We start from the raw sequence: 21,948 nt of genomic DNA, 5'->3' as shown, positions 1-21,948 counted from the left end.
GGGCGCGCGGGAAGATGACTGCATCCGTTGCGGAAGGGATCAGCCCTCATCCCATGCGGGCCCCGTGCGGTAATGCTCGGCCAGGAACTCCACCAGCACCCGCAGCTTGCCGGCAAGATGGCGACTGTGGGGATACAGCGCGTGGACGGGAAAGGGGTCTGGTTCATGCCCGCCCAGAACCTGCCGGACGCGCCCGGCCCGGATCGCCGCGCCTGCGACAAAGCCGGGAACGCAGGCCAGGCCCAGCCCCGCCTCGGCCGCGGACAGGCAGGCCTGCGCGTTGGAATAGCGGATGCGCCCCGTGACGGCCACGCTGACGGGCGCGCCGTTCGCGTCGCGAAAGGGCCAGCGCCCCGGTTCGCGATAGTTGGTGTCGATGATGCAGTCATGGTCGGCCAGGTCCTGCACGGTCAGCGGCAGGCCGCGGCGCGCAAGATAGTCGGGCGCGGCGACGACCAGGATGCGCGCATCGCACAGCTTGCGGGCAATCAGGCTGGAATCGCCCGGCCATCCGACGCGCACCGCCATGTCGAAGCCCTCGTCCACGAGGTTCACCACCCGGTCCGAAAAGCTGACGTCCAGTTCGATCCCGTCATGGCGGGCGGCAAACGCGTTCAGCGCCGGCACCAGCCCGATGGCGCCGAAGGTCAGCGGTGCGGTCAGCCGCAACCGTCCGCGCGGCGCGTGCGAGGCATCGCGGATCGCGGCGTCGAGGTTCTCGAACTCGTCCAGCAGGGGGCGAAGACGGTCGAAATAGGCTTGGCCGGCCTCGGTCGCGGCCACCGCGCGCGTGGTGCGGTTCAGCAGGCGGACGCCCAGTTCGGACTCGAGCCGCGAGACCAGCTTGGATGCCTGCCCCGAACTGGTGCCCAGGCGCTGCGCCGCGGCGGTGAAGCTGCCCGCTTCCATCACCGCGACGAACATCCGATCCGATTCAAGCCTGTCCACGATGGTTCAATCCGCGCCTGTGCCGGGGCCGCCCGATTGCGGCGTCGCACCGGGCGATGGTGGCCGATCGCGCAGGGCCGCTCAAGGCCGGCCGCGGTGCGGCGAATGTGCCGGGGGGTAAGGCGATCGGGGCCGCAGCCCAGCGCGCCGGCCCGCGTCGGGGTTCGGGGGAGGGCCGCGTGACGCCACCCGGCGGCCCGCCGTGCCGTCGTGGGAGGCGCGACCCCCTTGCGCTTTGCAGGCCGATGGCGCGGCAGCCGTCTTCAGATCAGGTCCGCCCGCCGGACCCTGCCCGACAAGCGCGGTTGACGCGGGTCCGGCAGAGGGCGACACTGGCCCTGCACCCGCTCTCTCGCTGGCGCCAGGGAAAGCGGGTTGATCCATGGATGTCCGGCGCGCCTATCCCGACCTGTTCGGCCCCACCGAAGCGGTCTTGATCGACACGATGATGGGGCCGCCGCAGGACATTCGGGCCCGCCACCGGATCGCCCGGGCGAACGTGCGGCTGACGACGGCGGCCTTTCTCGACACCGGCTTCGCCGGACGCTATCGGTCCGACCGCAGTGGGCGGCGGCAATTGCAAAGCCTGCACATCGGCGGCGATTTCGTGGACCTGCCCTCCTATGTCCTGGGTCATCTGGACCATGACATCGACGCGGTCAGCCCGGTGTCCCAGCGCATGATCCCCCATGACAGGCTGGACCGGCTTCACGTCGAGGCGCCGCACCTGCTGCACAAGCTGTGGCGGGTGTCGCTGCTGGACGCGGCCATCCACCGATACTGGATCTTCCGGGTCGGATGCCTGTTGGGCCGCGCCCGCGTGGCCAGCTTTTTCTGCGAGATGATGGTGCGGCAGTATGCGAGGGGCCTGTGTCAACTTGACCGGTTCGACCTGCCGCTGACGCAGAGCGATATCGGCGAGGCCTGCGGCATGACATCCGTGCATGCCAACCGCATGATCGTCGAACTGCGCGAGGAGGGGATCTGCACCGTCGGCGGCGGCACGGTGACCGTCACAGACCTGGACGGGCTGTTCCGCACGGGGCAATACACCTGGGATTATCTTTTCCTGCCCGCGCATGTGGACGCCGCCCTGCGTTCCCGGCTTGTAGCCGGCGCACCCTGCAGCGTCGCCGGGGTGGCGCGCGCCTGAGGCTGAGGCATGGCGCGTGGGGGCAGTTCGCAAGCGGGCTGCTGCAGACGCTTCCCCACCAGGGTGCGGCGGGGATTCGCGCAGACCCTTCGCCGAACCGGCGGAAAATGCCGCCGAAAATGCAGGCCTGCGCCGGCGGGCGTCTGCAGAATCGGCAGTTTTCGAAAATGCCCCGGCGGGTCGTTACCGGCGGCGGCCGGGCGTCTGCCTTCAGGCTTGACGCGCTCTTCTGCACCTTAAGTGCCCTGCGGGACGGACTGGATTGCGCTGCAACAACAGTCGTCTCAACTTCAATGACAAAAGGTTCCCTCGCTTACTCGCCTTAAGCGGGAGTTCGCCTACGATATGGCAGAATGCCGCCCGTCCTACTTTGTGACTGCTGACAGCAGCCCCGGTGATCGCGTAGCGCAACGCAGGCTAATCAAACAAAAGGAACTGCTTGAACATGGCAGCCAACGTCAGACCGGGACAGCTGGGGATCGCGACTCCGTTCGGAGAGTTGCTGGGGAACTCGACAGCAGAGATGCAGGCAGAGCTGCAGGACTATGTGGACATGGGGGTGGACTGGGTCCGCATCGACATCCACTGGGACCTCGTGCAGCGCAACGGCGGCGGCGGGTTCGACTGGACCCTGGTCGACCGGGTGTTCAACGCCATCGAGGATCGGGGCATCAAGATCACGGCGGTCCTGAACAACACCCCGAACTGGGTCAACCGCGACATGTCCAGCTGGTCCGACCATCAGGCGTTCGGACGCTTTGCCGGGGCCGCGGCCAGCCGCTACAAGGACGTTGTCGATCACTGGGAGATCTTCAACGAGCAGAACAAGGCCGGGATCACCCCCCAGAACTATACCCAGATGCTGAAGCAGGCGCATGACGCCATCAAGGCCGTCGACGGCGACGATGTCGTCATCACCGGCGGCACCGCAGCCGTGCCGTCCACCGGCAACGGCATGTGGGGCGCGGTCGATTACCTGAAGCAGATGTATCAGGCCGGTGCAGGGGATTACTTCGACGCTGTCGGCTATCACCCCTACAGCTTTCCGCTGATGCCCAGTGACGGGGCAGCGTGGAACGGCTGGCAGATGATGGAAGACGGTATCCGCAAGACCATGGTGGATAACGGCGACGGCGACAAGCAGGTCTGGATGACCGAGTTCGGCGCCAAGACGACCGGCGGCGGCTTGACCGTCAGCCAGGGCGATCAGGCGCGCATGCTCGGCGAAGCCGTCGATCTGGCACAGGATTATTCCTGGGCAGGGCCGATCATGTGGTTCTCCTACCAGGACTCCAACTTCGAGCCGGGCTTCGGCCTGCGCGACGGAAACGGCAGCCGGCGCGAGGCGTATTACACGTTCCGCGATCTGGCGAACAAGGACAACGGGCCGGGCACCGTGACGCAGCCCGACACCAAGGTCCCGACTGTTCCCCCCGTCAATCCGGGCACCGGCAGGACCATCGACGGCACCCGCGGCAACGACGTGCTGCAGGGCGGCAGCGGCGATGACGTGCTGCGCGGCAACGGCGGTGAGGACCGGTTCACCGGCGGCGGCGGGCGCGATACCTTCGTCTTCCAGGAAACCGGCCTGTGGGACCTGATCCAGGATTGGGGCGACAGCGACATGATCGACCTGCGCGGCATCGATGCCAACCAGTGGCAGTCCGGCGACCAGGCCTTCCGGTTCATCGGCTCCAACTGGCTGAAGCAGGCGGGCGACCTGGGCGTCTATGTGGACCGGACGCACAACAAGACGTATGTTCAGGCCAACGTCGATGGCGACCGCGAGTTCGAGGTCAACATCGTCCTGAGCGGCGTCCATCAGGTGGATGCGGGCGACTTCATCTTCTGATCCGCAGGCTTGTGAACAAGGACCGGACGCCGGGTGCTCAGCGCCCGGCGTCCGGCGACAGCAGCGCCTGGTAAAGCGCCGTGATCTTTCCCGACATCCGTTCGGTCGTATAGCGCGCCAGATAGCGATCGTGCCCGGCCTTGCCATAGGCGGCCAGCTCGGCATCCGAGGTGGCGCGGATCAGGGCGACGATGCCCGCCACGTCGTCGGGCTGGAACAGCCGCCCCGTCTGGCCGTCCACGACAATGTCCTGCAACCCGCCGACCCGGCTTGCGAACACTGCGCACCCCGCCTGCATTGCCTCGGCGGCAACCAGGCCGAAACCCTCCCACCGGGACGGGACCAGCAGAAGATCCGCCCGGCGATACAGGTCGAACACCGCCGCCCGGCTTTGCCAGCCGAGGATCCGGACATTGTCGGGACAGTCCGGCAGCGTCTCGTCCGACGTGATGGCGCTGCCGATGGCGATGCCGTCGGCCTGCGCGCCCAGCTGGCGCATCACCTCGAGGAAGGTGTCGAAGCCCTTCTGGCGGTCGAACCGCCCCGCAAAGGCGATCAGCCTGCGGCCGGGCGCCGGGGCGGGGGGCGTCCCGGTGACGGGACCCGTGGCCGGTGCCGCGGCGGGCGGGCTGATGCCGTTTTCGATGACGACCAGACGGTCTGCGGGGATGCCGAACGCCTCCGCCTCGCGCCGCTCATGGTCCGAGATGCAGACGATCCGGTCGCTGGTTCGCGCCAGAAAGCGTTCCACCGCGCCGGCCGCCTTCTGCGCCCGCCCCGAACCCTGCCGCGAAAACGCCCACCCATGGGGGCAATAGACGATCCGCGTCTGTTTGGGGAACAGCGGGGCAAAGGGACGGATCGCCGCGCCCGCAAAGGTCGAATGGATGTGCAGGATGTCCGGCCGGGTGGCGCGGACATGGCGCAGCGTTCGCAGCGCCATCGACAGCAGCGCGCGCGGTGATCCGCGGCGGTGGCGAAAGGCGATCAGGGTAAAGCGCGGCCCGGACAGGCCGGCCAGCGCATCCCTGTTGATCTCGGGCGTGATGAGGTCGATCTGCACGTCCGGCAGGCTGCGCAACTGCGCGCCCACCAACTCGTCAAGATAGGTCACGACCCCCCCAAGGGGCGCTTCGGTGACATGGACGATACGGCGCAGGGTGCGGCGTGTCTCAGGCATGGCGCGACCGCGTCAGCGCATCGCGCACACGGCCGTAAAGCCCGGGCGCCGCGCCCCGCGCCAGCAGCATGGCGGCGCGGCGGGGCGCCAGCGCGCCGTGGCGCACGGCGGCCAGCAGGATCGACAGGGCGCGGACCGGCTGGGCGCGGGCGATCTGCGGTGCAAGGAACCGCGCGAGATAGCCGTGCATCGCGCGCGCCGACAGCCGGTCCGCCTGAAGGGAGGCCCAGTCGCGCACCTCGGCCGGGGAGGTGGTATAGCTCAGCCGGCCCTGGGGGCGATCGTCGTGCCAGATCACCTCGGGCTCGGGCAGCATCCGAAAGCGGGCGCCCGCCTCCTCAAGCCGCAGGCACAGGTCCAGGTCCTCCAGGCAGCGCAGGTCGCTGTCAAAGCCCACCCGCGCGAACAGGGCCCGCGGAACGACCAGGGTCGAGGTTTGCATCAGCCCGTCATCCGCGAACAGATAGTCGCCGACAGGCTCGTCGGGCGCGATGGCCCGCGGCGGCTTGACCATGCGATTTCCCTGGCCGCGGTCGAAGAACAGGGGCGAATACCAGACCGTCCGCTCTGGCTGGTCGTCGGCACCGATCGCCGCGTCCAGCCGTTCCAGCTTGTGGGGCAGGAATTCGTCGTCCGAGTCCAGAAAGGCCAGGTGGGTCCCGCGCGCGGCCTGCGCGCCGGTGTTGCGGGCGGCCGAGGCCCCGGCGTTGGCCTGCCGGATGCAGCGGACACGCGGATCGCCGACCGCCTCGACCACCTCGGCCGTGCCGTCGCGCGATCCGTCATCCACGACGACGACCTCGAAGTCATGGAATGTCTGCCCAAGACAGGAGGCGATGGCTCGACCGATCTGATCGGCCCGATTATAGGCTGGAATGACGATCGAGAAACGGGGGGCCGGCTCGTCCGTCTGCCCTGATGCGGGAAGCGGCGCATTCTGGGATTGGGTGCCCATCCGGTGACTCTTCCATTATTTTCTATGACGCCTGTCTTAGCCCATGCCCGGGTTGCCCGCAAATCATCCAGACGCGCACCTGATCCGCCTAAATAGTGAACAAACAAACGTTGATGGACCGGCAAGGGCACTGTCACAATCTCGGGGAAGCCGATACACTCATGCAAGAAGCACTATCTGTCCTGTCCGGACAGGTGATCGAAACAATCAAGGGTTGAGAAATTGTAATTCATGTCATCTCCATTTCGCCTTTCAGTTGTCATTCCCAATCGAAATCGGGCGCAATCCGTTGTTCGGGCGGTGCTTTCCGTGCGAGAAGACAGCCCTGACATCGAGATCATCGTGGTGGATGACTGCTCGGATATGGACCTGTCATTAGAATACGGGCGATTGCGTGACATTGGCGTGCATGTTTTCCGACAGGACCGTCACAGGCGCGGGGGTGCAGCGCGCAATCGTGGCGTGCGCGAGGCCTCGGGGACGCACGTCAGCTTTCTTGATTCGGACGATGTCTGGCTGCCCGGCCGCCATGACCGGGTCCGTCGGTTCTATGATTTGCCACAGACCGCGCGGACCGTCCTGCTCAGCGGCATGCTGATGCATGTCGATGGGCGGATCCGGGCGCCAAGACAGCCCGATTGGCCCATGGGCCGTCCTCTGGTCGATTTTGTCTACTGCGACAATGGTCGGGTCCACACCTCGATGATGAACATGCCCGTCGATGTCGTCCGCGACATCCCCTGGAACGAGGATCTGCGGGTCAACCAGGACACCGACCTGGCGATGCGGATGGACCGGGCGGGCGTCGCGTTTCGCCTCGACCCCGTGGCGGGCGTCATCAAGGAGGAAACGCCCCGGTCCGGGCGGCTGAGCATCCAGGCCGAAACGGCCGACATCTCGTATGCGTGGTACAAACGCGAATCAGGGGATTGGTCGCCGGGGGCGAAAAGCGGCTATCACCTGCAGGACCGCGTCTGGCGCCTGGCCAACGCGGGCCGCCGGCGCGAGGCCGTGGCGGCCCTGGCCCGCAGTCTCAATCCGCCGGTATGCCCGCGCGAAACGGCGCGCCGGGGACTCAGCATGTTGATCGGCCCGCAGCTTTACGAATGGGTCCGCGGGGCCTATCAAGGCGCGGCGCGGACCCTTGGCAGGAAGGGGGACGGCATCCAGCTGGCGGCGGACAGGGAATGGCGCATGATGGACGCACGGGCAAAGGCATTTTGCACTGCGGCTCACGACAGGTCCGCGGACCCCATGCCGGTCGCCGCGGTCCCGCCCGCCGACACGTCGCGCGTGCGTCAGGCCCTGTCATGAGCCTGCCCCTTCGTCTGGCGGGCCTGTGGCTCGTCGCGCTGCTTGTGGCGGCGCCCGCCAGCGCGCAGCAGCACACGGTCGCCCCGGGCGAGACACTGGACATCGCCGTCTTTCGCGTGCCCGAACTGACCCGGCAGGCCGTCGTGGACGTTGACGGCCAGATCGCCTTTCCGCCGCTGGGGCAGATCGCCGTCGCGGGGCAGACCGTCGATCAGATTGCCGCCGCGATCGAGCAGCGGCTGGCCGGACTGGAAATCCTGCTGGATGCGCAGGTGACGGTGGGGCTGACCGCCGTCCGTCCGATCGTGATCGGGGGGGATGTGGCTCAGCCCGGCGCCCTGCCGTACCAGCCGGGCCTGACGGTGCGGCGCGCCATTGCGCTGGGCGGGGGCCTGGGCGCGCTGCGCCCGTCCATGGGCGCGGTGACCGAGCTGCGCGCGGAACGCGACGCCATTGCCGCCGAGCTTGTGGCCAAGCATGCGACACGCGCGCGGGCGCAGGCCGAACTGGACAACGTCGCGGACCTTGTGCCCGAGGATCTTCCCGAACTGGCGGGCAACGACCGCGCCGCGGTCCTGACGCTCGCCAACAGCCTGCTGGATGCGGCACGGGCGGAAAGCGAATCGCAAAAGGCCTTCCTGAGCCGTGACCTCGCCATCATCGACAACCGCATCGAGCGGCTGGGCGAGCAGCGCGAGCACCAGAAGGCGCTTGTCGAACAGCAGACCGAAGAGGTCACGCGCTATACCGACATGCAAGAGCGCGGCCTGACCCCGCAAACCCGCGTGTCCGAGGAATACCGCACCCTGAACGAACTGCGCGGCAACCTCGCCCAGGTCGAGGCCGACATCGCCGATGTCCGGCGCGCGCGGGAGGCCGCCATGCACGAGCTTGAGCGCCACGACGCGCGCCGGGCCGCCACGCTGCAGGGCGAGGTCCAGACCGCGCTGACCGAAATCGCCGCCTTGAACGCCCGGTTCAGGGGGGTCACGTCACAGCTGACGCAATTCGGCCTGGGCGGGAACGATCCTCTGAGGATCACGGTGCATCGCATGGTGGACGGGCAGGAAAAGCCCATGGCCGCGGACGAGGACACCGTCCTTGAGCCCGGCGACCTGGTCGAGGTCGAACTGCCGGACAGCTTCTACGGCGTCCCGCAGTCGGCCGACCTGGCCTCGGCCGCGCCTGTGGCGCTGCCCGCTGCGGTGGACCAGCGTCCGGCCGGGGGGCGGCAAGAGGCCAGCCGATGAACCACATGAACATTCCGACCGAACGGTCCGGCGGGCCGGCAGAGTCGGCTGCGTTGGCAAGGCCCGCGGCAGCCTTCACGCTGGGCGACGTCTTCGTCGCGATCCGCCGCAGCCCGTTCCTGGTGATCCTGCTGACGGCGATCGGGGGCGGGGGGGCGTACATGGCCGCCAAGGTCATGCCCGAGACCTATACGGCCACGGCGACGCTGATCTCGGATGCGGACCGCTCGGGCATCATCGCGCTGGGCGGGGCCGAGTCGCTGTCCACGGCCGAGGATTCCGCCACAGCCACCATCGTCGAGACCATCGACACGCCCGTGGCCCTCGGGCACGCGCTGGACGCCCTGCCCGCCGAACAGCGCGCCCAGTTGCTTGCCGCGATCGAGCTTCCGCCCGAGGCGCGGACGGACGAGGCGCTGCGGCGCGCCCGCGTGATCCGGCACATGTCCAACAACCTCGAGGTCAGCCACAGCGGCCGGTCCTATGTGATCGAGATCAGCTACAACTCGGAAAGTCCCACGCTGTCGGCGGCCGTCGCGAACGCGGTCGCGATGGGCTATCTCAAGTCGCGGTCGGACCTGCGCCTGAACGTCTACGGGCAGATGCTGGTCAACCTGGAACGCGAGATCGAGGAGCTGACCAACAATCTGGAACTGGCCGAACGCCGCGCCCAGACCACCCGCGAAGAGGGCCGGCTGCTGTCGATGCGCTTCGAGGCGCTGACCGGGCAGAAGCAGGACGAGGCCATCGCGGCCAGCGCCAATGTCTATGCCCAGCAGCGCGAGGCCGAACGCGAGGTCGAGGCGACGGCCGCGGTCTATGAACAGCTGTTGCTGGAGCACCGCCAGATCCAAAGCCGGATCGGCGCCCCGGAACTGGCCGTGCAGCTGTTTGCGCCTGCGGTCGTCCCGCTCGGCCCGGCGGGGTTCAACGCCAAGCCGGTGATCCTGGCGCTGGGTTTGACGGCGGGGTTCCTGATGGGGGCGTCGCTGGCCATCCTGCGCAATGCCTGGCGGCGTCGCCGCCAAAACCGCAGGATCGGTCATGCCTGACCTGCGGCCTGATCTTTGCGTCCTTATTCCGGTGTTCAGGGACCAGGCCGGGCTGACCGAGACGCTGGAGGTGCTGGGCGGGCAGCCGCATCCTTTCGACATCGTGGTGGTGGACGATGGCTCGCCCGAACCGATCCGCTGCGCGGCCCGCTATGGCAGCCATGACGTCACCCTGCAGCGGCTGGACCGCAACCGTGGCATCGAACACGCGCTGAACGCCGGGCTGGAGACGATCCTGTCGCGCGGGTATCGCCACATCGCCCGCCTGGACTGCGGCGACCTGCCATTGCCGGGACGGTTCGAGCGGCAACAGGAGTTCCTGGACGCCCACCCCGATGTCGGCATGGTCGGCACCTGGGCGCGCTGCGTCAACGACGCGGGCGACTACCTGTTCACCCTGCGCTTTCCCACCGAACACCCAAGGATGCTGCGCCGCCAGCGCTATGTCCCGGCCCTGCTGCATCCGACGATCATGATCCGCGCCGAGGCGCTGCGCGACGTGGGGCTGTATTCCGACCGCTACAAGACGGCCGAGGATTACGACCTGTTCGTCCGCATGGGCCGTCGCTGGCGGCTGGCCAACATCCCCGAGGTTCTGACCCAGTATATCGTCAGCGAGACGGGGACGACCGCCGCCAAGCGCAAGCGCAACCTGGTGGCGCGGTTCCGGGTCCAGCGGGACAATTTCTCGCCGGCCGACGCCCACGCCTGGGCGGGGATCGCGCGCACGCTGCTGTTCATGGCGATCCCCTTCAGTTGGCTGACCGCCATCAAGAAGAAGGCGTGGCGGTGAACGCACAGGCAGGCCGGCTGGCGGCCGTGCGCGACTGGTCGGTGCCGCTGGTCATGGCGCTGGTCGTGGCGACGGTGTTCAACGACCTGATGCCGCTGCTGCCGGCAGGCGAGCTGTCCAAGGACGGCTTCGTCTATGTTCTGCCCTTTGCCCTGCTGTATTTCCTGCGCCGCCCCGGCCGGTTCGCGATCCCCAGCGTCTTTTTCCTGGTGACGCTGGCCTTTCTGGTCGTGGTCGTGCTGGGCGTCGCCCTCAACTTCGATGAAATCTCGATGGCCTGGTACAAGGACCGCTCGGGGATGAGCCGGGTCATCACCCAGGGCATGGCCGTGGCCTTGGGGCCTGTGGTGACGCTGCTGTTTTTTAACTTTGCGCTGCGTGGCGGCCTGCCCGCCATCTCGCGCGGGGCCTGGGTGGCGCTTCTGGTCATGTCCAGCGTCGCGGTGCTGGAGGTGGCAAGCTGGGTCGGATTGCCCGGCCTGTCCGACCTGTACCAGGCGCTGTCGCTGGTCATCCACGCGGGAACCCAGGACTTTTATGGGACCCGCCTGCGCATGACCGCGTTCGAGGCGTCCTGGGCGGCGGGCATGCTGACCTTTGTCTTTCCCTTTGCCCTGACCCAAGGCAGCCCACGGCGGGTGGCGCTGGTCGCCGCGGTGGTTGCGGTGCTGATCGTGCTGCTGCAATCGCGCACGGCGATGCTGGTGATCGCGGTCCAGTTCATGCTGTTCCTTCTGGGCTTCTTCCGCCATCGCAAGGACTGGCTGCTGCACGGGGCCGCCGTGGCGGGCGTGGGCGTGCTGGCGATGATGCTGATCCCCAGCGTGCAGACATCGGTGCTGGAAAAGGGCAGCAACCTGATCCGCTATGGCAGCATGGACGGGCTGATCGACCCGACGCCGGGCGCGTCGGAGAACGCCTCGAACGTCACCCGGCTGGCGGCGATCCGGGCCGGCGTCTCGATGTTTCAGGAACGCCCCCTGCTGGGCGTGGGGCTGGGACAGTACGGCTTTCACTATCCCTATCACATCCGGGCCGAGGACCTGCGCAGCTGGGAGGTCCGGGGCTATGCGACATCGGGCGACACCATGCTGGGCTGGCCGCCCACCTATTCGCTGCATGTGCGGCTGCTGGCCGAAACGGGACTGCTGGGCTATCTTCTGTGGCTGGCGATGATCGTGCCGCTGCTGTGGCGGTCGCTGTGGCGCTCGAACGGAACAAGCTATGTCGGGCGGCTGCACCTGGCCGTGGCCATGACGCTCAGCGGGTGGCTGATGCTGGGGGCCAGCATCGACACCTTCAGGTTCTTTGGCGGATGGATCGCCCTGGGGGTGGGGCTGGCGCTGTGGCGCACCCCCCGGCGCCCGGCGGCGCAACCCGGATAGAGATCCGGGCGGCGCGGCGCCCTCAGCGGCCCGTCTTGCTGAGCATGGACAGGATGGTCATCAGCATGATCTTGATGTCCATCCACAGCGAGATGGTCTTTTCGTATTCCACGTCCATGCGGACCCGCTCGACATAGGACACGTCGTTGCGCCCCGTTGTTTGCCACATGCCGGTGACGCCGGGCCGCAGCCGCAGATAGGTGCTGGCATGGGGGCCATAGCGGCGCAGCTCGTCCGGGACGATGGGCCGCGGGCCGACCAGGCTCATGTCGCCGCGCAGCACGTTCAGCAGCTGCGGGATCTCGTCAAGGCTGGTCTTGCGAAGGATGGCGCCCAACCGCGTCACGCGGGGATCGTCGGTCAGCTTCTGGGATTCGGTCCATTCCTCGCGCCGTTCCGGCGAGGCGTCGAGCAGTTCGGGCAGCATGGTTTCCGCGCCCACGACCATAGTGCGCAGCTTCAGGCAGCCGAACATCCGGCCGTTCTGGCCGACACGCTTGTGCGCGAAAAAGGGATTGCGGCGATCCGACAGATAGATCAGGACCGCAAGGACAATCACGAGCAGAAGAACGATCGGCGAAACAATCAGCGAGAATGTTATGTCGAATACCCTCTTCAAGTGACGAGGATACAACGTCTTTCTATCGACAAATTCGTCGCCCGACGCTGATTTCAGGGTCCGAGCGGCACGAGAAGACGACCTATTGTCCACATCTTCCATTTGATCTAACAACCGCTCACTTTTGAGATGACTAAGAGGACCATGAGTCGTTAACTATGGTCAAAATCTCATTAACCAAGAGTGCCAAGTTGAGCAATTCGTAAGCGATACAACCCATGCGGTTGTTGTGTCAGAAAAGTTCGTTCAGAGGATTGATATCAAAGAAAAAATTGTTGCCAACATCACCGCGTGTTCCTTGTCCTTACGGGTTTGTGATTGGCCCTGTCCGGCGGCTGGCAGCAGAGGTGCCCTGACCTTGCGACGCTGACGGCAAATGGCAGGCGGGTTTCCTCCAATGGCGGGAACGTCTGCATCTGTCCACCTTGAAAACGTCCACTATTCCCCTATGGCGATCCCGACACCGTGGGTTCGACCCGATACCCCGACTCGCGTCGGAAGCACGCAGGATGGCAATGTTCAGGATCTGGATCGGGGCTTCGGCGGCGGACGCCCTTGTGCGTCTTGCGGCGCAGATGATCAGCACCGTCGTCGTCGCCCGTCTTCTGTCCCCGACCGAATTCGGCATGGCGACGCTGGTGCTGGGCGTGAACACCGTCATGGCCGCCTTCATCGGCCTGCCGTTCGAGGAATCGCTGAGCCAGCGCCGAAGGCTGCAGACCACGCACCTGGAAACGGCGCTGTTCGTCTCGGTGGTGCTGACCGGCGTGGCGATCGTGGTGTCGGTGCTGCTGGGTCCGCTGATCGAGCATGGGGCGAGGGCGCCGGGCTTTACCGAATATCTCGTCGTCTCAAGCCTGCTGTTGCTGTGGCAGGGACCGGGGGCGGTGGCGCGGGCCATGGCGCGGCGCAGCCGGCGCTTTGTCGAGATTTCCACCTGCCAGGCGGCCAGCACGGTCATCGCCTCGCTGGTGTCGATCGTGACGGCCATGGCGGGCTGGGGGGTCTATTCGCTGCTGCTGCAACGCCTGCTGCCGAACGTCCTTTATCCGATGCTGTCAGCCCTGTTCCTGATGTGGCGGGGGCAGCCGATCTGGATCAGGGTCCGCTGGCACGCCGAGCGGTTCCGAGAGATCTTCCGCTTCTCGTGGCTGTTCCTTGCGGACGTGGGCGTGGCCTCGGCGGCCCCGGCGGTGCTGGCCTTTCTGGTCAACGCCTTTTTCGGGGGGGCGATCCTGGGGCAGCTGAACATCGCCCTGCGGATCGTCGAGCCGCTTCGCATGGCGCTGCTGGGGGTGGGGCACAACCTGGCCTTCTCGGTGCTGGTCCGGCTGCAGGCCGATCCCCCGCGGCTGGTCCGCACCGCTGGCGACATCGCGGCCGGTGTGGCCGTGGCCGCCGTTCCGGCCTTTGTCGGCATGGCAGCGATCGCGCCCGTGCTGCTGCCCCTGCTGGTCGGCCCGGGCTGGGAACCGGCGGTGCCGCTGTCGCAGATCCTGTGCCTGTCGGTGGCCCTGGCGGTGCCCTATCGCTTCTACTACTCCGCCTATTCGGCCCTGGGGCGGCCGGAATACGGCCTGATCTGCAGCACGGCCGCCCTGACGGCCATGAGCGTCGGGTTCGTCGTCGTGGACAGGATCGACGGTCACGCCGCCGCGGCCATCGCCTTTCTGATCTATGAGATCACGACGATCGTCGTGGCCCTGATCTACGCGCGCCATCTCGCCGCCGGCGCGGCCTGGCCGGCCTCGGTCCGGATCGGCCGGATCTGGCTGGCGGCACTGGCGATGGCCGCCGCCATTGCGGGGTTGTTTTTCCGCAACGGTTTGCCGATCCTGTCGCTGCCCACGCTGGGTCTGATGATCCTGACCGGCGCTGTCGTCTATCCCGTGGCCCTGCTGGTCACGTGTCGGTCCTGCTTGCGGGGCTTTGTCTCTCTACTGCGCAACCGGGAAGTATGACTGTGATCACGTTCGTTACCACCGCCGACCATCAGTACACGATCCGCGACGTGCTGGAGACGCGCGACCATCCGCTGCACGGGCGGATCGTCATTCTCAGCTATGACGAGCTGCTCGCCTATCCACGCCTGCCCCGTTCGACCTATGTGTTCGCCGATCACGAACGGCTGAACCAGGCGGACGCCCGCGCCGTCACGGCGCGGATCGCGGCGTTGCGCAAGGCATGCCCCGACTGCGTCATGCTGAACCTGCCCGACCAGATCGGCACGCGGCAGGACATCATGCGCCGCCTGCACGAGGCCGGGGTCAACGATTTCCGCATGCTGCCGGTCGACACGCCGCCGGACAGCTTTCGCTATCCGGTGTTCCTGCGCCGGCTGGACGATCACGAGGGGCCCAAGTCGCAGCTGATCGAAACGCCCGCGGCGTTGCAGCAGGAAATCGCCGCACTGGACCCGGCACTGCGCGACCGCTTTGCCGTGACCGAGTATATCGACACCCGCAACGACCAGGGCCTGCACCAGAGACGCGCCTATACGCGGATCGGCGACCATCTCTTCCCCTCGGGTCTGGGTCAAAGCAGAGCGTGGGTCTGCAAGGGTGAATACAGCGATCCCAACAACGTCCCCGATCCCGAACGGGAACTGGCGTTCCTGCACAGCGACGACGACGGCGCGGCGCTGAGGGCGGCCTTTGATGCGGCGCGCATCCAGTATGGCCGCGCGGATTATGCCGTCGTCGGCGGGCGCCCGCAGATCTTCGAGATCAACACCAACCCGTGGCTGGAGCCGCCCGAGCGGGTGCCCGGCGAGGACCGCGAGGGAACCGAGCGGATCGTCTCGAACTGGATCGCCGCCATGACGCGGCTTGCCGACACGGCGCCGGCCGGGGCGGGGGCCTGGATCGAGGTTCCGCAGGCCACGGGCCGGCCCACGGTCAGGCCCAGCCGCCGCCAGGCCGCCCGGACCCTGCTGCGCGGGATGCGCCAGCTGCATCGTGAGACGCAGGCCATGCGCTGGCTGCGCCGGATGAAGCTGATCTGAGGGGGGCGCCGCCGGCGCGGCAGGTCAGGCCCGCGCGTCGTCCGGGATCGGGCGGGCGACGGCCCCGCTGGCGACGCCCGTCCAGAACAGCGCCCAGATCCCGATGCCCAGGAACTTCAGCACGTCCTCCAGCACCGTAGCGGCGTCGCTGGCGGCATCCCGGTTCAGCCCCACGTCGATCAGGATCGAACCGGCCATCAGGGCCAGCGCTAGGTACAATCCCCAGGCCTTGCCGGGCGCGGCCTGCGCCCGCGCCGCCAGAAGGATCGCCAGCAGCGCCGCCGCGAACGCCAGCATGATGATCTCTTCCGGGATTCCGACCCGCGGCCACACGGCCTCGTGAAACATGAACAGGTCGTCCATGGCGAAATACAGGGAAAACGCCGCGACGCCGGTCAGCAGGCGGCGATGCCGCAGGCCGACATGGGCCGCAAAGGCGCAGACCGCGGCCGCCGAGCTCATCAGCCAGACGCCGCCATAGGACACGATCCCCGACAGCGGCGACACCTCGTAGAAGGACGCCGGGTCGTCCAGCATCTGCATGAGGGGAACCTGTCGCAGAAAGGCTGCCTCGAGCAGCACGGCCACGACGACGGCCAGACACGCCGCCGCAAGCAGATAGGTCCGGGGGGTGAATCTGTCCAGCCGGTCGGGCGCAACCTGCGGCATTCCGATGTCCCGTGGTCTTGACGGCAGCCTGTCACAAAACCGTCAAAAGGGCTATGGGTTCCTCTCAGGCCTGTACGGCATGGGTGCGCGCCTGGACCCCGACCGCCCGGCTGGACACCCCCGTCCAGAACAGCGCCCATATACCGATGGACAGGAACTTCAGGATGTCCTCGGCCACGGTGGCATAGTCGCTCTGCAGGCTCACGTCGATCAGGATGGACCCGCTCATCAGCGCCAGGGCCAGGTACAGGCCCCATGTCCGCCAGGGCCGTGCATGGGTCTGGGCCGCCAGCAGGATGCCCAGCCCGGCCGAGGCGAACCCGACCATGATCGCCTCTTCGGGGATGCCAAAGCGCGGCCAGACCCCATCATGCAGCATGAACAGGTCATCAAGCGCGAAGTAGCCTGAAAACGTGGCCACCGCGACCAGCAGGCCACGCCAGCGGAAACCGACATACGCCGCAAACCCCGAGATTGCGGCCGTCGATGTCATCAGCAGGATGCCGCCATAGGACACGATGCCCGACAACGGCGAGTATTCATAGAACGAGGCCGGATCCCGCAGCATGCGGATCATGGGTATCCCCCGCAGATGCGCGGCCACCAGCAGCGCCGCCACGGCGAAACCCAGCAGCCCCGCAGCATACAGATAGGTTCGGACGGGGAACCGGTCCATGTGGTCCGGCGATGGGTGAGACATCGGATGCTCCTGGGTCTTGAACGGATGGGCCAGTCCCTGACGGGTCCTGGGGGTGGCGGGCTGGTGCGGTGCATGGACAGGGGTTTGCAGACGGCGTGCCGGTGCCACGTTGTCTCGGCAGAGCCAGCTTGTCCGGCGCCTCGGCGGCAACCCAGGACAGAGCGCCGCCGCGCGGGCCGGCGGACGGCCTGTGCGTCCTGGCCATGTGCGGGCCGGACCCGCGTGGTCGAAGGGTGCCTCCCCCTTTTCAGTGCCGCATCACGGTTCCGGCGCGGCCTGGGCGACAATGGCCCCGGACGTCACCCGCCAGCATGGCCGAGCGACTGCGACACGTGCCGCACCTGATCCGGGCCATAGCGGCTGGCGCGATGCCGCTCAAGGCCGGCCCCTGCGGTGCGGTGCGGGCATGGCGGTTTGGCAACACTCGGGACGGCAGGGTTCGTGTCTCGTGGTGCAGGCGTTCTCCTGCGGGACGCCAAGGACGAGGGCGGCTGCGGCCCCTGGCTTATCGCGTATCCGCCTGCGCCGCGGGCCGGACCGCGCGCTCCAGAGCGGCACGGGCGGGCTTGGCGCGGCCCGCGCCGTCCATCAGGCCGAACCAGTCCTCGGGATAAGTGGGATCGTCGCCCAGGTCGCGGTAGCTGTACCAGAACAGCGGCCCCAGCCACGGCGTCGCGCGCGCCACGGCGACCCCCGCGGTCAACAGCTCGGCCTGCCGCGCCTCGGACACCCCGCCGTCGGCCTCGTTCGTGGGGGCGCCGTATTCCGTGATCCAGATCGGCTTGGCCGCGTCGCCCTGGGCCACCATGATGTCCCGGATCGGCCCGGCCATCAGGCGCCACGAATTCCCCCGCGCGGCAAGGTCCGGCAGGTCCTCGCCCGTATAGGGATGAAATCCCACCGCGTCGAAGGAACCGCCCGCGCCCTGGGCATAGACGGCCTCCAGAAACTCGACGGCCGCAATGGCCTCGCCCGCACTGTCGGTGTCAGTGACCGCGGCAAGCCCCCCCAGGATGATGGTCGCGTCCGGGTCTGCCGCGCGGATCGCCGGCGCCGCCGCCTTCAGCAGCGCCGCATAGGCCGCCGCATCCGGTCGGGGCGGAAAGGGGCCATCCAGGTTCGGCTCGTTCCAGATTTCCCAAGTGCTGATCCCGCGCGGGGCATAGCGGTCCACCGCCGCCGCGACAAAGCGGGCAAACTCCGCCGGATCGCGCGGGGGCGAGGGGCCTTCGGGGTCGCTCCAGGCCCACTCCGGGGCAGAGCCCACGACCGGCAGCAGGCCGATGCCCACCGCCGCGGCAAGATCGACGATCCGGTCCATCTCGGTCCAGTCGAAACTGTCCGGCCCGTCCTTCTGCACTGAACCCCAGTTCAGATCGGTCCGCAGCCAGCGCACGCCCATGGCCGCATAGTCGGCAAGCTCGGCGCGCAGATCCAGGCTGTCCTGCCAGCGCAGGGCGTCAAGGCCCACGGCCAGCCCCACGGCGTCCTTGGGGATGACGGTGCCCTGCGCCGCCGCCCCCTGCGGTCCGCCCAGCCCAAGGATCAGCGCCGCCAGTCCCGCCAGGATAGGGCGGCCGGGAACCGCCAGCGACGGTCTGCGGCCTTGGCTGGCGGCGGTGCGGCGGTCAGCGACGACAGGCATCTTGAACATGCGGCAGGCTCCGGCGAACACAAGGCATCGGGCGACCGGAAGCGATCTGTCGTGCGCCGCCGGCTGCAAAGGGTGCCCCGTTCTTGCCCCAGGGTCGTCCGGGTCACAAGGGGACCCCGGCACCGCGGCCGCCGCGACCCTGGCCCGAGGCCGCGCCCAGGGCCGCAAGGCCGTACCCCCCCTTGGCGCCCTGCATTCCAGGCACGGATCACCATTTCGGCGCCGGGCCGCGTGATCCCCGTTGACGCCCCGGCCCGGGACGCCAAGATGCGGCGTGTCACGGCCGCAACGAAGACGGGACGCCGGACGGAATGGCTGCCCCCGAGCGGGGCCGAGAGGAACATGTTTTCATGACCAAGAACGTCTTGATCACCGGCGCACGATCCGGGATGGGCATGGCGACGGCGCTGATGCTGGCCGAAAACGGCTATCGCGTCTTTGCAGGCGTGCGCGGCCCGGCGGACGAGCTGATGGCCGAAGCGCAGGCCCGCAATCTCGACATCGAGACCGTGGTGCCCCTGGACGTCCAGGACACCGCCACGATCCGCGCGGCGGTCGATCACGTGATGACCAGGGCCGGCAGCATCGACGTGCTGGTCAACAATGCGGGGTATGGCCTTCTCTCGACCGTCGAGGACGGCACCGACGAGGAGATCTTCCAGCAGTTCGACGTGAACGTCCTGGGCCTGATCCGCATGACGCGCGAGGTGCTGCCGCACATGCGACAGGCCGAACAGGGCGTCATCATCAACATCTCGTCGTTCCTGGGACGGATGGGTCTGCCGCTGCTGGCGCATTACAACGCCAGCAAATACGCGGTCGAGGGGATCACAGACTCGCTGCGGCTGGAGGTCGGGCCGTTCGGCATCCGGGTTCATTCCATCCTGGCCGGGCTGTTCGGAACCAACTTCGTCAAGAAGGGTCTGGTGGCGAACCCCGCCACCACGAGCGAGACGTCCCCCTATCGCGATCTGGTCGCCTATCTGGTCCCGATCGTCGCCAAGGCGATCAACGAGGGGCCGTCCCCCGAGCCGATCGCCCGCGCCGTCAAGGACATCATCGAGAACGAGGACAGCGACATCGCCGTGATGGTCGGGCAAGAGGCCGATCACTTCGTTCCCCTGCGCCGCAGCCTGAGCGACGCCGAGTTCGAGGCCGCCACGATCCAGGCCTTCGGCCTGCCGGCGGCGCGCCCGGCCAGGGGCGGCCGGTAACGGGGCGACCACGCGGCGGGGGCGTCCCGGGCACGGGCCGTTCCCGCCGGCTGTCCTCATGCCCGTCTGAAACGGCCCGCCCGTGCAGGATGGCGCGCTGGCATCAACGGCGACCCGCAGCGCAACCGAGGTGGCCCGTGCGGTCCCGCGCCATACCCGCCGGTGCGGTGGGCGTCTGGACAAGGCGCGGCCCTCCTGAAGCCTATCCTATCCCTTGGGCGGACCGCCCGCGCTGACGACGCGGCCCGCACCTGACGTGGCGGGGTCGTCGCCGCCCGGTCCCCGGGGAACCGGCGAGGGGTTCAGGATGTCCAGCGCCACCTCGGGCGGCCTGACAAGACGCGCGCCCAGGGGTGTGACAAGGATCGGACGGTTCAGCAGCGCCGGGCACGCCTCGATGGCGTCGAGCAGCGCGTCGTCCAAGAGCCCGGGCCGGTCCAGGTTCAACTCGGCATAGGCCTTGTCCTTGTGGCGCAGCAGCCCGCGCACGCCCAGTCCCGTGGCCTTGCCCAAGGCGCGGATCTGGTCGCGGGACGGCGGGGTCCTGAGATACTCGACCACGGTCGGCTCGACCCCCGCGCCCCGGATCAGGTCCAGGACCGCGCGCGACGTGCTGCACTTGGGGTTGTGGTAAAGGGTGACGATCATGGGAAAACGCCTTTCGGGACTCCGCGGCAGGGCGGCGCGGTCACGCTACGGCACGCCGGTCCGACCGAACAGCACCCGCCGCCGTTGCGTGGCCGTGCCCCCCCTCGGGTCAGGTCCTGCCGGCGGGGCTGACCCCGTCCAGGGCCCCCGGACCGCCCGCACGGCGCAAGTAGGCCGGCGTCAGGGCGCGGGACGGGGGCGGGAGGGGCGATGGAGCCGTCCGTCGCGGGCCAGCGCGGTGAGCGGCCGCTCGATGAACCAGTAGGCGAGAATCGACGCGACCACGCAGGCCATTGTCGTCACGCCGAGGTAGACCCAGCCGCCCAGGTCGCGCAACGCCGGCACGCGGTCCCAAAGAAGGAAGATCGCGGTCAGCACGAAGGGATGCGACAGATAGAGGCTGTAGGACGCGTCGCCGACGAGAACCCCCGCCCGGCCCACGGCCCCCCGCGGCGGCGCGTCGGGCACCAGCGTCAGCCCCGCGACAAAGAGCGTTGCCGCGAGGAGAAAGGGCAGGTCGGCGTAGACGCCCATGGACACGGTCAGCCCCAGCGCCGGAATGGCGAGGAAGGTCGCGAGCGACAGGGCCACGAGAGCCTTGCCCGCCCCCCGCCCCACGCGGACCCCCCGCGACCAGAGCGCGCCGATTCCCAGGCCCGCCGCAAAGTCGAGGATGATCGGCCGCGTCCACACCTGCAACGCATAGGGGGCGTCGGCGAGGATGGGGTGAAGCGCCGCCAGCGCGACGAGCAGAACGGCGAGCGCCGGCACGGCGCGCCGCCCGAACGCGGCGATCGCCCCTGCAAAGAGCACGTAGAAGAACATCTCGTAGTTCAGCGTCCAGCCGAGCTGGAGGATGGGGTTGCCTCGCGCCTCGTCAAGGCCGGGCAGAAACAGAAGCGAGCGCACGACCTGGCCCAGATCGAGGCTCGCCGTGTCGAAGGCCGACGGCAGGATCGCCAGAAGGGCGACCATGACGAAAGTGTAGAACCAGTAGGTCGGCACGATGCGCACGACACGGTTGCGCGCGAACTCGCGCCAGTAGCCCGGCCGGTCGAGATGCCCGCGCGAGACGTGGTACATGATGAAGCCGGAGATCACGAAGAACACGTCCACCCCCTGGCCGAAGGGCACGAAGCCATCGGCCCAGCGCAGGGCGGGCGACAGGCCCTCCCACTTGGCGGCTTCGTGCAGCGTGTGCCCGACGACGACGCTGACCGCCGCGAACGCGCGCCCGAGCTGGAGCGTGCTGAGGCGTTGCGACGAGGTGGTCCGCGGCATGGGTCGACTCCGGGCGGGCAAGAAAGGGGTCAGCCGAACCGGCCCCTGGCAGGTTGAAGGTGGGACTTAAGGAAAGTCGAAGGGTATGGAAAGGCTTTCCGCAGTAAAGGGCGGGACGTCGCCCTGCGGCGACGCGCTTTCCGGCACCGCCCGCCCGTCGCCCCGACCCGTCGTGGTCGCCCGCTTGCACCCGCAGGACGGCCCGTGTCCGCCGGGCCTGGGGCCCCTCAAGCGCGCGCCCCGGATCGCAGGGCTGGTTTGCGCCGCCCGTCCGGCC

19 protein-coding genes are annotated in these 21,948 nt (G+C 68.0%); 10 read left to right on the top strand and 9 right to left on the bottom strand.

Features of this window, described 5'->3' with window-relative positions:
- Positions 1-39 precede the first annotated feature (39 nt).
- Positions 40-948 (bottom strand): LysR family transcriptional regulator, encoded by a 909-nt coding sequence (locus tag DPQ23_RS07860; RefSeq protein WP_205961424.1) that lies wholly within the window; start codon positions 946-948, stop codon positions 40-42.
- Positions 949-1,330: 382 nt separating this feature from the next.
- Between DPQ23_RS07860 and DPQ23_RS07855 the strand changes: the two genes are divergently transcribed.
- Together DPQ23_RS07855 and DPQ23_RS16070 are read left to right on the top strand one after the other, a co-directional pair.
- Complete coding sequence (locus tag DPQ23_RS07855) at positions 1,331-2,101, top strand: Crp/Fnr family transcriptional regulator (protein WP_112874159.1); 771 nt, start codon at positions 1,331-1,333, stop codon at positions 2,099-2,101.
- A 445-nt stretch (positions 2,102-2,546) separates the two neighbouring features.
- Positions 2,547-3,953: a cellulase family glycosylhydrolase gene (locus DPQ23_RS16070; protein ID WP_112874158.1), complete on the top strand. Its 1,407-nt coding sequence runs from the start codon at positions 2,547-2,549 to the stop codon at positions 3,951-3,953.
- Between the two features lie 37 nt (positions 3,954-3,990).
- Here DPQ23_RS16070 and DPQ23_RS07845 read toward each other — a convergent pair whose 3' ends face one another.
- Positions 3,991-5,133 (bottom strand): glycosyltransferase family 4 protein, encoded by a 1,143-nt coding sequence (locus DPQ23_RS07845; protein ID WP_112874157.1) that lies wholly within the window; start codon positions 5,131-5,133, stop codon positions 3,991-3,993.
- Positions 5,126-6,088 carry a glycosyltransferase family 2 protein gene (locus tag DPQ23_RS07840; RefSeq protein ID WP_112874156.1) on the bottom strand — a complete coding sequence of 321 codons (963 nt, stop codon included), beginning with the start codon at positions 6,086-6,088 and terminating at the stop codon, positions 5,126-5,128. Before DPQ23_RS07840 ends, DPQ23_RS07845 begins: the two co-directional genes overlap by 8 nt.
- Before the next feature lie 231 nt (positions 6,089-6,319).
- Here DPQ23_RS07840 and DPQ23_RS07835 point away from each other — a divergent pair, with 231 nt between their 5' ends.
- Genes DPQ23_RS07835 through DPQ23_RS07815 form a run of 5 tightly spaced genes read left to right on the top strand, consistent with a single transcriptional unit; the run spans position 6,320 to position 11,882 of the window.
- Positions 6,320-7,402 carry a glycosyltransferase family 2 protein gene (locus DPQ23_RS07835; RefSeq protein WP_112874155.1) on the top strand — a complete coding sequence of 361 codons (1,083 nt, stop codon included), beginning with the start codon at positions 6,320-6,322 and terminating at the stop codon, positions 7,400-7,402.
- The gene (locus DPQ23_RS07830; protein ID WP_162630682.1) at positions 7,399-8,652 is read left to right on the top strand and encodes a polysaccharide biosynthesis/export family protein; all 1,254 of its coding nucleotides are present in this window, start codon (positions 7,399-7,401) and stop codon (positions 8,650-8,652) included. Before DPQ23_RS07835 ends, DPQ23_RS07830 begins: the two co-directional genes overlap by 4 nt.
- Entirely contained in the window at positions 8,649-9,704 is a 1,056-nt protein-coding gene (locus tag DPQ23_RS07825; RefSeq protein ID WP_112874153.1) for a GumC domain-containing protein, read from the top strand. Before DPQ23_RS07830 ends, DPQ23_RS07825 begins: the two co-directional genes overlap by 4 nt.
- Positions 9,697-10,497 carry a glycosyltransferase gene (locus DPQ23_RS07820; RefSeq protein WP_162630681.1) on the top strand — a complete coding sequence of 267 codons (801 nt, stop codon included), beginning with the start codon at positions 9,697-9,699 and terminating at the stop codon, positions 10,495-10,497. The genes DPQ23_RS07825 and DPQ23_RS07820 overlap by 8 nt, the downstream gene beginning before the upstream one ends.
- Complete coding sequence (locus DPQ23_RS07815) at positions 10,494-11,882, top strand: O-antigen ligase family protein (RefSeq protein WP_162630680.1); 1,389 nt, start codon at positions 10,494-10,496, stop codon at positions 11,880-11,882. Before DPQ23_RS07820 ends, DPQ23_RS07815 begins: the two co-directional genes overlap by 4 nt.
- 22 nt (positions 11,883-11,904) lie before the next feature.
- On the opposite strand, the gene DPQ23_RS07810 is transcribed toward DPQ23_RS07815, so the two are convergent.
- Entirely contained in the window at positions 11,905-12,501 is a 597-nt protein-coding gene (locus DPQ23_RS07810) for a sugar transferase (RefSeq protein WP_240602573.1), read from the bottom strand.
- Between the two features lie 515 nt (positions 12,502-13,016).
- Here DPQ23_RS07810 and DPQ23_RS07805 point away from each other — a divergent pair.
- Positions 13,017-14,462: an oligosaccharide flippase family protein gene (locus DPQ23_RS07805; RefSeq protein WP_162630679.1), complete on the top strand. Its 1,446-nt coding sequence runs from the start codon at positions 13,017-13,019 to the stop codon at positions 14,460-14,462.
- On the top strand, positions 14,459-15,505 hold the full coding sequence (locus tag DPQ23_RS07800; RefSeq protein ID WP_112874148.1) for a hypothetical protein: 1,047 nt from the start codon (positions 14,459-14,461) through the stop codon (positions 15,503-15,505). Before DPQ23_RS07805 ends, DPQ23_RS07800 begins: the two co-directional genes overlap by 4 nt.
- 24 nt (positions 15,506-15,529) lie before the next feature.
- On the opposite strand, the gene DPQ23_RS07795 is transcribed toward DPQ23_RS07800, so the two are convergent.
- The 3 genes from DPQ23_RS07795 to DPQ23_RS07785 form a co-directional block, all read right to left on the bottom strand.
- Positions 15,530-16,174 (bottom strand): hypothetical protein, encoded by a 645-nt coding sequence (locus DPQ23_RS07795; protein WP_112874147.1) that lies wholly within the window; start codon positions 16,172-16,174, stop codon positions 15,530-15,532.
- 64 nt (positions 16,175-16,238) lie between these two features.
- Positions 16,239-16,874, bottom strand: a complete 636-nt coding sequence (locus DPQ23_RS07790) for a hypothetical protein (RefSeq protein WP_162630678.1) — start codon at positions 16,872-16,874, stop codon at positions 16,239-16,241.
- A 505-nt stretch (positions 16,875-17,379) separates the two neighbouring features.
- On the bottom strand, positions 17,380-18,528 hold the full coding sequence (locus tag DPQ23_RS07785) for a cellulase family glycosylhydrolase (RefSeq protein ID WP_112874145.1): 1,149 nt from the start codon (positions 18,526-18,528) through the stop codon (positions 17,380-17,382).
- Positions 18,529-18,878: 350 nt separating this feature from the next.
- Between DPQ23_RS07785 and DPQ23_RS07780 the strand changes: the two genes are divergently transcribed.
- Positions 18,879-19,742 carry an SDR family oxidoreductase gene (locus DPQ23_RS07780; protein ID WP_112874144.1) on the top strand — a complete coding sequence of 288 codons (864 nt, stop codon included), beginning with the start codon at positions 18,879-18,881 and terminating at the stop codon, positions 19,740-19,742.
- Between the two features lie 207 nt (positions 19,743-19,949).
- Here DPQ23_RS07780 and arsC read toward each other — a convergent pair whose 3' ends face one another.
- Both arsC and DPQ23_RS07770 read right to left on the bottom strand, forming a co-directional pair.
- Positions 19,950-20,390 carry an arsenate reductase (glutaredoxin) gene (arsC, locus tag DPQ23_RS07775; RefSeq protein ID WP_112874143.1) on the bottom strand — a complete coding sequence of 147 codons (441 nt, stop codon included), beginning with the start codon at positions 20,388-20,390 and terminating at the stop codon, positions 19,950-19,952.
- A 180-nt stretch (positions 20,391-20,570) separates the two neighbouring features.
- Positions 20,571-21,671, bottom strand: coding sequence for an acyltransferase family protein (locus DPQ23_RS07770; RefSeq protein ID WP_112874142.1), 1,101 nt, complete (start codon positions 21,669-21,671; stop codon positions 20,571-20,573).
- Positions 21,672-21,948 lie beyond the last annotated feature (277 nt).

Origin of the sequence: Paracoccus endophyticus, assembly GCF_003286075.1 — a bacterium.
In the GTDB taxonomy this organism is placed as follows: Bacteria; Pseudomonadota; Alphaproteobacteria; order Rhodobacterales; family Rhodobacteraceae; genus Paracoccus; species Paracoccus endophyticus.
The sequence above is the reverse complement of the archived record's forward strand: the minus strand, read 5'-3'. Positions and strand labels throughout refer to the sequence as shown.

What these genes read in the sequence shown, in the direction of transcription:
- DPQ23_RS07805 (WP_162630679.1), top strand. Translation starts at nt 13,017, where the DNA reads ATGTTCAGGATCTGGATCGGGGCTTCGGCGGCGGACGCCCTTGTGCGT.
- DPQ23_RS07855 (WP_112874159.1), top strand. Translation starts at nt 1,331, where the DNA reads ATGGATGTCCGGCGCGCCTATCCCGACCTGTTCGGCCCCACCGAAGCG.
- DPQ23_RS07820 (WP_162630681.1), top strand. Translation starts at nt 9,697, where the DNA reads ATGCCTGACCTGCGGCCTGATCTTTGCGTCCTTATTCCGGTGTTCAGG.
- arsC (WP_112874143.1), bottom strand. Translation starts at nt 20,390, where the DNA reads ATGATCGTCACCCTTTACCACAACCCCAAGTGCAGCACGTCGCGCGCG.
- DPQ23_RS07825 (WP_112874153.1), top strand. Translation starts at nt 8,649, where the DNA reads ATGAACCACATGAACATTCCGACCGAACGGTCCGGCGGGCCGGCAGAG.
- DPQ23_RS07790 (WP_162630678.1), bottom strand. Translation starts at nt 16,874, where the DNA reads ATGTCTCACCCATCGCCGGACCACATGGACCGGTTCCCCGTCCGAACC.
- DPQ23_RS07795 (WP_112874147.1), bottom strand. Translation starts at nt 16,174, where the DNA reads ATGCCGCAGGTTGCGCCCGACCGGCTGGACAGATTCACCCCCCGGACC.
- DPQ23_RS07770 (WP_112874142.1), bottom strand. Translation starts at nt 21,671, where the DNA reads ATGCCGCGGACCACCTCGTCGCAACGCCTCAGCACGCTCCAGCTCGGG.
- DPQ23_RS07835 (WP_112874155.1), top strand. Translation starts at nt 6,320, where the DNA reads ATGTCATCTCCATTTCGCCTTTCAGTTGTCATTCCCAATCGAAATCGG.
- DPQ23_RS07830 (WP_162630682.1), top strand. Translation starts at nt 7,399, where the DNA reads ATGAGCCTGCCCCTTCGTCTGGCGGGCCTGTGGCTCGTCGCGCTGCTT.
- DPQ23_RS07840 (WP_112874156.1), bottom strand. Translation starts at nt 6,088, where the DNA reads ATGGGCACCCAATCCCAGAATGCGCCGCTTCCCGCATCAGGGCAGACG.
- DPQ23_RS16070 (WP_112874158.1), top strand. Translation starts at nt 2,547, where the DNA reads ATGGCAGCCAACGTCAGACCGGGACAGCTGGGGATCGCGACTCCGTTC.
- DPQ23_RS07785 (WP_112874145.1), bottom strand. Translation starts at nt 18,528, where the DNA reads ATGTTCAAGATGCCTGTCGTCGCTGACCGCCGCACCGCCGCCAGCCAA.
- DPQ23_RS07780 (WP_112874144.1), top strand. Translation starts at nt 18,879, where the DNA reads ATGACCAAGAACGTCTTGATCACCGGCGCACGATCCGGGATGGGCATG.
- DPQ23_RS07800 (WP_112874148.1), top strand. Translation starts at nt 14,459, where the DNA reads ATGACTGTGATCACGTTCGTTACCACCGCCGACCATCAGTACACGATC.
- DPQ23_RS07845 (WP_112874157.1), bottom strand. Translation starts at nt 5,133, where the DNA reads ATGCCTGAGACACGCCGCACCCTGCGCCGTATCGTCCATGTCACCGAA.